Source organism: Stenoxybacter acetivorans DSM 19021, assembly GCF_000745895.1.
GTDB classification, from domain to species: Bacteria; Pseudomonadota; Gammaproteobacteria; order Burkholderiales; family Neisseriaceae; genus Stenoxybacter; species Stenoxybacter acetivorans.
The window spans coordinates 1-7,178 of record NZ_JQKE01000091.1; the positions used below are offsets into that span (position 1 = coordinate 1).

8 protein-coding genes are annotated in these 7,178 nt (G+C 46.7%); 3 read left to right on the forward strand and 5 right to left on the reverse strand.

What is annotated here, in order from left to right; translation table 11 throughout:
- Positions 1-246: 246 nt before the first annotated feature.
- The 4 genes from efp to lptF are packed head-to-tail and all read right to left on the reverse strand — an operon-like array spanning position 247 to position 4,225.
- The gene (efp, locus tag Q384_RS10245) at positions 247-807 is read right to left on the reverse strand and encodes an elongation factor P (RefSeq protein WP_037587785.1); all 561 of its coding nucleotides are present in this window, start codon (positions 805-807) and stop codon (positions 247-249) included.
- A gap of 35 nt (positions 808-842) precedes the next feature.
- Entirely contained in the window at positions 843-2,027 is a 1,185-nt protein-coding gene (gene earP, locus Q384_RS10250) for an elongation factor P maturation arginine rhamnosyltransferase EarP (protein WP_037587787.1), read from the reverse strand.
- Positions 2,028-3,110 carry an LPS export ABC transporter permease LptG gene (lptG, locus tag Q384_RS10255; RefSeq protein WP_037587788.1) on the reverse strand — a complete coding sequence of 361 codons (1,083 nt, stop codon included), beginning with the start codon at positions 3,108-3,110 and terminating at the stop codon, positions 2,028-2,030. It abuts the gene before it with no gap.
- Between the two features lie 2 nt (positions 3,111-3,112).
- Positions 3,113-4,225, reverse strand: coding sequence for an LPS export ABC transporter permease LptF (lptF, locus tag Q384_RS10260; protein WP_037587790.1), 1,113 nt, complete (start codon positions 4,223-4,225; stop codon positions 3,113-3,115).
- A 73-nt stretch (positions 4,226-4,298) separates the two neighbouring features.
- On the opposite strand from lptF, the gene Q384_RS10265 reads away from it, so the two are divergent.
- The 3 genes from Q384_RS10265 to frr all read left to right on the forward strand — a co-directional run bounded on the left by Q384_RS10265 (position 4,299) and on the right by frr (position 6,840).
- Positions 4,299-5,732 carry a leucyl aminopeptidase gene (locus Q384_RS10265; RefSeq protein ID WP_037587792.1) on the forward strand — a complete coding sequence of 478 codons (1,434 nt, stop codon included), beginning with the start codon at positions 4,299-4,301 and terminating at the stop codon, positions 5,730-5,732.
- A gap of 3 nt (positions 5,733-5,735) precedes the next feature.
- A complete protein-coding gene (locus Q384_RS10270; RefSeq protein ID WP_037587794.1) occupies positions 5,736-6,176 on the forward strand; it encodes a DNA polymerase III subunit chi in 441 nt (146 codons plus the stop codon).
- A gap of 106 nt (positions 6,177-6,282) precedes the next feature.
- A complete protein-coding gene (frr, locus tag Q384_RS10275) occupies positions 6,283-6,840 on the forward strand; it encodes a ribosome recycling factor (RefSeq protein WP_037587796.1) in 558 nt (185 codons plus the stop codon).
- Between the two features lie 83 nt (positions 6,841-6,923).
- Here frr and Q384_RS10280 read toward each other — a convergent pair.
- Positions 6,924-7,178 (reverse strand): transposase (locus tag Q384_RS10280; protein ID WP_037587798.1); only part of this gene is annotated, 255 nt, incomplete at its 5' end.

Sequence of the window (7,178 nt, forward strand, 5' to 3'; positions counted from 1 at the left end):
ACAATTTCCGTAAATTGTTGACATGGTTGTTTTTTTGTCGAAAAAATTTAATTTTATTTAGGTTTTTAAGACAAGATTTTTGACAAGTTGTTTGAATATTTTAGATCAGGTTCTTCAGGGACGACTAATTATCTGAAATCTGCTGAATAGGCTATGTTTTCTTTTTTGAAAAAATAATAGTACAGCTATAAGAAAAGCCGGCTGAAAATATTCAGCCGGCTTTTCTTTAAAATGATGATTTAATATTTAAGCGCGTTTGCGGAATTCAAATGTACGGGTGTCAATTTCGACCTTGTCGCCGATTTCAATGTAGGCGGCAACTTGAATTTCTGCACCGCCAACCAAGCGGGCGGCTTTCATTACTTTGCCGGAGGTATCGCCTTTTACGGCAGGTTCGGTGTATTCCACTTCACGCACGATAATGGTGGGCAATTCCACGGAAATAGCGCGGCCATCGTAGAAGGTAACTTCACATTGTTCTTCCATGCCGTCAACGATAAATTTAATGGCATCGCCAATATTTTCGGCTTCGATTTCGTATTGATTGAATTCTTCGTCCATGAACACGTACATGGGGTCGGCAAAATAGCTGTAGGTGCATTGCTTGCGTTCCAAAACCACCACGTCAAATTTTTCATCGGCTTTGTAAACGCTTTCGCTGGCCGCACCGGTGAGCAGATTTTTTAATTTCATTTTCACTACGGCGGCGTTGCGTCCGGATTTATTGTATTCGGCTTTTTGCACCACCATAGGCTCGCCGCCTACCATAAATACATTGCCGGCGCGTAATTCTTGTGCGGTTTTCATGTTGTTAATCCAGTAATTTTTCAAAAATAAAACGATTATTTTAAAACAGTTTCAGTGAATTTGGCTAGCTTTTGCATGGCTGAGGGCTGTTCGGCCAGCTGCTGTGCCCATTGGTTCAAAATATTTTGATGGGTGCTGCGGTATTGCGTTAGTGTTTGCCAATGGTGTAAACGTTCGTCGTTGTTTAATGTGGTAACACCGTTTAATTCATCAGATAAGGCAGCAAAGGCTGCCTGAAAGGCTGTCTGAACAGTTTGGATGGTAATCGGCATGGCTTTTTGCCAAAAAGCGTGAAGTTTTGCCCAATGCGCGTTGTCTGCTTGAGGGTAAATGTGCCAAAAAAAAGGGATTTCCGCCCATTGCGCCCGCACGAAACTGTCTTCACCGCGCACAACAGCAGCATCGGCGAGCCACAGCAATTTATCAAAATCGGTTTGCGGTACGAACGGAATACGGGTGAGTGTGAGTGAACCGCATTGCCATGAATCGCCATCTTGTGTCAGTGCGTGATTGGGTAAGATACCTGCTTGGCGCAGTGATCGGGGAAATGTATCGCCGGCAAGCCACAGCGTCATGGGTTTGCCGATGTGAAGCCAAGTGTGAAACCAATGAACCCACACGGGTGTTTCGTAAGCAAAAATCAGCCACAGCTGCCCTTGGTGGTTTTCAGGCAGCCTGTATCGGCGATGAAAGGCTTGCCGTTTGGCAGGGTTGTTTAAAAATACCGCTTTTTGTTGGGCATAGTTCGATTCGCGCAGTAAACCACCGCTTTTGTCGCTGAAACCCATAAACCAGAAATATTTGGCAATGCCATTGCTTTGCAAAGAGGGCAGCGTGTGCAGGTTTTCTGCCCAGGATTCGGCAGTTAAATATTCCCAATTAAGCCACAGGGATTGATGCTGTTTGATGATGGTTAATATTGATTCGGGTACATCACAACCAAACATTTCAATCAGCCAGCGCGGCGGCGGTAAATGGCGGCATTGTGCGGCAACGGTTTCGTTGTTATGCCAAGGGTGAATGGTGATTCGGTTAAGCTGTGTTTCCGTTTCTTGTGCGGGCAAGGCGGGAATTAAGGCTCGGGTTGCGCTCCAGTTATCAGTCCAAAGATGTACGTCTGCGTCCAATTCATCGCGTAGCTGCCGTGCCAGCCGCCAAGTAACGCCGATGTCGCCGTAGTTGTCAATTATTCGGGCAAACAGCCATGCAGACGGCAGCATTCAGCGTTTTTCCTGCCGCCGAATCAGCCACACCGCACCCAATGCAAACAATGCTGAGGGCAAAACAGCAGACAAAAACGGCGGTACGCCATAAAGCTGGCTGGTGAAGCCAAACAGCCGCCCTGCAAAGTGAAACGCCAGCCCCAGACAAATGCCGAAAAAAAGTTTTAAGCCCATGTTGCCGTGTCGGTTTTGCTGCGGTGTAAACGCCAATGCCACCAGTGCCATGACCAAACAGGCAAAGGGGTAGGTGAGTTTACGCCACCATGCCAAGCGATAACGCATGGTTTGTTGGTGGTTTTCCTGTAAATAGCGTACATAAGTATTGAGGGCATTAGCAGACATTTGCTCGGGCACAACCAATAAAACATTCAGCAATTCTTGATTAACGGCCACTTGCCAATCCAATTCAGGCAACCTTTGTGTTTGGGTTTCTGTTTCTCCCAAACGCGTCAGTGCTGCTTCATGCAAATGCCACATGGGATTGTGTTTGTCTTGATTTGGTACGGCAAATTCTGCATGAATGGCTTCTTCCAATTCAAATTGTGTATTGTGGCGGTAGATGTTGATGTTGCGCAGACTGCCGTCAGGCAGCATTTCCGCTACATTAATCATGGCGTTGGGCTGTTTAATCCAGATGCCACTTGATGTGTTGGCACTCACGGAGTTTTGCGTGGCATTGAGTTTAAATTGTGCAGCGTATTGCCCGATTGTGGGCATAACCCATTCACCCAAACAAACAGTCAGCAAGGCAAATATTGCGCCGAATTGCAGCAACATGCCAATCAGCCGTTTCACGCTGATACCGCTGGTTTTGATGACGGTGAGCTCGCTGGACGCCGATAATTGGCTCAATGCCAGCAATGCACCCACCAATACAGCCAAAGGCATCAGTTCGTAAGCGTGTGCCGGCACTTGCATCAACACGTACAACAGCATTTTGCCGCCGCTGTAATTTCCCTCACCCATGTCGCCGATTTCTGCCAGAACATCAAAAAAAGCGTACAAACTTAACAGTGCCAACAAAGCATAGACTGTCATCAAGTTTAATTGGCGCAAAACATAGCGGCTTAATAAGCTCATTATCATGTCCGCACCCTCAAAGCCGTAGCGAGCCCTTGCCAAAAACTTTGTGCAGGCTGATTGCGTAGCCGCAGCAGCACCGCGAACACAAGCAACATCAATAAGTGCATGGGCAACAGTCCCACAAGCATTGGTAGTTTGCCGTCTTCTACCGCATTACGCAGGAAAGTTAAACCGTTTTGATAGACTAAGAATAAAGCAATGGCAATGAGGATATTATAAGTATGTCCGCTGCGCGGGTTGTAATACGACAAAGGCAGTGCCAGTAAACTCAAAATCAATACACTCAACGGCAAGGATATGCGCCACATCAATTCTGCTTGATACACGGGATTGGCACTGCCGAGTAAATCAACGGTGGCTGCGGTGCGGCGATTTTGAATGGGGTCAATGCTTTTGGGTGCGGCACTCACTATCAAGCTCAAACTTTGGAATGATGCGCGTTCATAATCTGCTTTGCCGGGTATGCCGCTGTAGCGATAGCCGTGCTTTAATTCTAAAACCCGATTATTGTTTTCGGTATGAAATTGACCCTCGCGTGCAAAAATCACGCTGTCGCGTCCTGTATCATCATCGTATTCACGCACAAATAAATTACGTGCTTCACCATTTTCACTGTTAAATGCTTCCAAAAAATAGACGCGCGGCGGGTGTTTGCCCACTTCTTTGAATACGCCTGCTTCCACCAGAGACAACTGTTGTTTTTGCTTTAAAATTTCGGCAAATTCGCGGCTGCGCATTTCTGCCCAAGGCTGTACCCACAAGGTAATCACTGCCACCAATACCGCAAACGGTACGGCAAATTGCAAAATGGGCTTCACCCATTGCCGCAACGATAAGCCGCAAGAGAGCCACACCGACATTTCGCTGTCTCGCCAATAGCGGGTGAGTATGGTTAATACGCTGATATAGGCGGTGAGAATCAATAAAAGCGGCGTTAAACCCACTGTCCAAAAGCCCACCAACGCGGCAACTGCATCAATTGCCACACGGCCGCCGGCGGCACGCCCCAATAAGTTAATGGCTTGCGTAAACACCAATACCGCCAGCAGGACAACAAACACCCCAACAGCGGTAAACGAGAGTTCTTTGATGAATTGACGTTGATAAATCATGATGAGCCTTAAGGCACACTTTCAGGCAGCCACTTGCGTTACAATAAGGGCATTTTGAATCAGGAGTGAAATAGTGAAATTTAGCACAAAAACCGAAAAATTACAGCTTGAAAATACGTCCGCTGTTTTATTTGTTTGTACTGAAGACGCGCCGTGTTGCACCAAAGCCGATGCGCCGGCAATGATTAAAGCCTTGTGTGAAGAAGCAGGCAGCAGTGAACAAACTTTTGCCGCCGCACAATATTTACAAGACGGAAAACTGGTGTCTGCCGCTGTTTTGCGTTTAAATAAAACCGATTGTGCCGCTGTACAAAAAGCCGCAGCCGAAGCGGCTGCATGGGCAGTAAAACAAGAGCACATTGCCGTTAATTTGGCGGATTTGAATGCAGAAATTGCTTCCTCTGTATTGGAAAATCTGGTGTTGGCTTTGGGTGCGGCGGCTTATCGTTTTGACGGCTTAAAACAAGAAACCAAACCGACCAAATTGCTTGATGTCATTTTTTATACAGGAACACACAATCTTCAGGCAGCCTTAGCAGCGGCAGATGCCGCCTTGCACGGTATAAGTTTATGTAAAAATTTGGGTAATGCACCCGGTAATGTCTGCACCCCGAAGTATCTGGCAGAGCAAGCCAAAGCGGCGGCTGAAGCATTGGGTGCAGAAGCCAAAATACTGGATTCAAAAGCCATTCAAGAATTGGGTATGCTGTCGTTTTGGTCGGTGGCAAAAGGCAGTGTTGAGGGTGCTTATTTGATTGAATTGCGCTACAACGGTGCACCCAATGCGAATGATGCGCCGATTGTATTGGTGGGCAAAGGCATTACGTTTGACAGCGGCGGCATTTCATTGAAACCGGGCGAAGGCATGGACGAAATGAAATTTGACATGTGCGGTGCGGCTTCGGTGATTGGAACATTCTGTGCCGCCGTGCGCTTGAAATTACCGCTGAATTTGGTGGCGGTTGTACCAACGTGCGAAAACATGCCGGCAGGAAATGCCAATAAACCGGGTGATGTGGTGAAAACCATGAAAGGGCTGAGTGTGGAGGTATTAAATACCGATGCCGAAGGCCGTTTGATTTTGTGTGATGCACTCACCTATGCCGAGCGTTTCAACCCCAAAGCCGTGATTGATGTTGCTACTTTAACAGGAGCGTGTGTGATTGCTTTGGGCAATATTGCCAGCGGCGTAATGGGTAATAATCAGGATTTGATTGACGGCTTACTGGCTGCATCACGCCAAGTGAATGATAAAGCATGGCAATTACCGCTTTTTGATGAATATAAAGAGCAATTGAAATCAAATTTCGCCGATTTGCAAAACATTGGCGGCCGCCCCGCCGGTACGATTACCGCTGCCATGTTCTTGTCTTATTTCACCGAAAATTATGCTTGGGCGCATTTAGACATTGCCGGTACAGCATGGAAATCGGGTAAAGACAAAGGCGCAACGGGCCGCCCTGTGCCGCTGCTGCTGCGTTATTTACGCCAACAAGCAGGGTTGTAAACGATGCCGGAAGCGGTGTTTTACGTTCATGTGGCAAACATACCGCAATTTGCTTGCCGTTTGGCACAAAAAGCCCATCAAGATGGCAGGCGGGTATTGGTTTGGCTGGCAGATGAAGCCGAGCAGCAGCGTATCAATACTTTATTGTGGACGTTTTCGTCAACGGCATTTGTACCGCATTGTGTTTGGCAGACAGAACAAAACCAGCCCGCTCAAAATGAAGTGGCTTTGGGTTGCGGTGATGAATTGCCTGAAATCGCCGCTGACACGGTGGTATTGAATATGAGTACGGCTTTTTGGAGCGATGCACCCATTCAGCCTGCACGGGTCTTGGAAATTATCGGTGCGGGTGTGGACGATTTGGCTTTGGGGCGCAGTCGTTTTGCTGCCTACCGCCGAGCGGGATTTGTGCTGACGCACCACAATATGCAAGACAAGGCGTAACACAACCGCCTTGAAGAAACGTAACGGTTTACGATAGTATGCAGGGCTACACAGCTTCAGGCTGCCTGAAAAACAGGTAAACCGCTTTGAAAAAAAAGGAAAACAAATGATTAACGACATTCAAAAACACGCAGAAGACAAAATGCACAAATCGGTTGATGTACTGCGCGATAATTTAGCAAAGGTGCGTACGGGACGCGCGCATGCGGGTTTATTAGACCAAGTTGATGTGGAATATTACGGCAGCCCCGTGCCGGTGAGTCAGATTGCCAATGTAACCTTGATTGATGCGCGCACCATTGGCGTGAAGCCTTATGAAAGCAATATGGCTTCTGCCATTGAAAAAGCAATCCGAGATTCCAATTTGGGCTTAAATCCCGCATCTATGGGTGATTTAATCCGCGTGCCCATGCCGATGCTTACAGAGGAACGCCGCAAAGATTTGATTAAAGTGGTACGCGGCGAAGCCGAAGACGGGCGTGTGGCGGTGCGCAATGTACGGCGTGATGCCAATAATGAGTTTAAAAAAATGCTGAAAGACAAAGAAATCACCGAAGACGAAGCACGGCGCGGTGAAGAAAGCATTCAAAAAGCCACAGATAAGTATATTGCTGAAATCGACAAAATGCTGGCAAAAAAAGAGGAAGATTTACTGGCGATTTAAAGCCAATAAATTCACGGCATTGAAACACAAAATACACATAAAAATTAGGGACAAGACAACCAAACAAGGTAAAAACAAGACAACTAAATTTTCTCGGTTCTAAACCATTTAAGCAAGATTTTATAGATATTTTGCTCTCTATGGTTAAAACGAAACTCAGTTTCTTTAAGATGAATTTCAAATAAGTGCTTATGAATACCTTTAAACTTCGCCAAGCGGTGTTTAGCGAAGCCCCAAAAGCTTTCAATACCGTTTACATGATTGCCCTTACCGTCGGAAAACTCATCATTACCATGATTGACACGAAAATGCTTTTCAAAACCCACATCAACCAAACC

What these genes read in the sequence shown, in the direction of transcription:
- lptG (WP_037587788.1), bottom strand. Translation starts at nt 3,110, where the DNA reads ATGAGCTTATTAAGCCGCTATGTTTTGCGCCAATTAAACTTGATGACA.
- lptF (WP_037587790.1), bottom strand. Translation starts at nt 4,225, where the DNA reads ATGATTTATCAACGTCAATTCATCAAAGAACTCTCGTTTACCGCTGTT.
- Q384_RS10270 (WP_037587794.1), top strand. Translation starts at nt 5,736, where the DNA reads ATGCCGGAAGCGGTGTTTTACGTTCATGTGGCAAACATACCGCAATTT.
- frr (WP_037587796.1), top strand. Translation starts at nt 6,283, where the DNA reads ATGATTAACGACATTCAAAAACACGCAGAAGACAAAATGCACAAATCG.
- efp (WP_037587785.1), bottom strand. Translation starts at nt 807, where the DNA reads ATGAAAACCGCACAAGAATTACGCGCCGGCAATGTATTTATGGTAGGC.
- earP (WP_037587787.1), bottom strand. Translation starts at nt 2,027, where the DNA reads ATGCTGCCGTCTGCATGGCTGTTTGCCCGAATAATTGACAACTACGGC.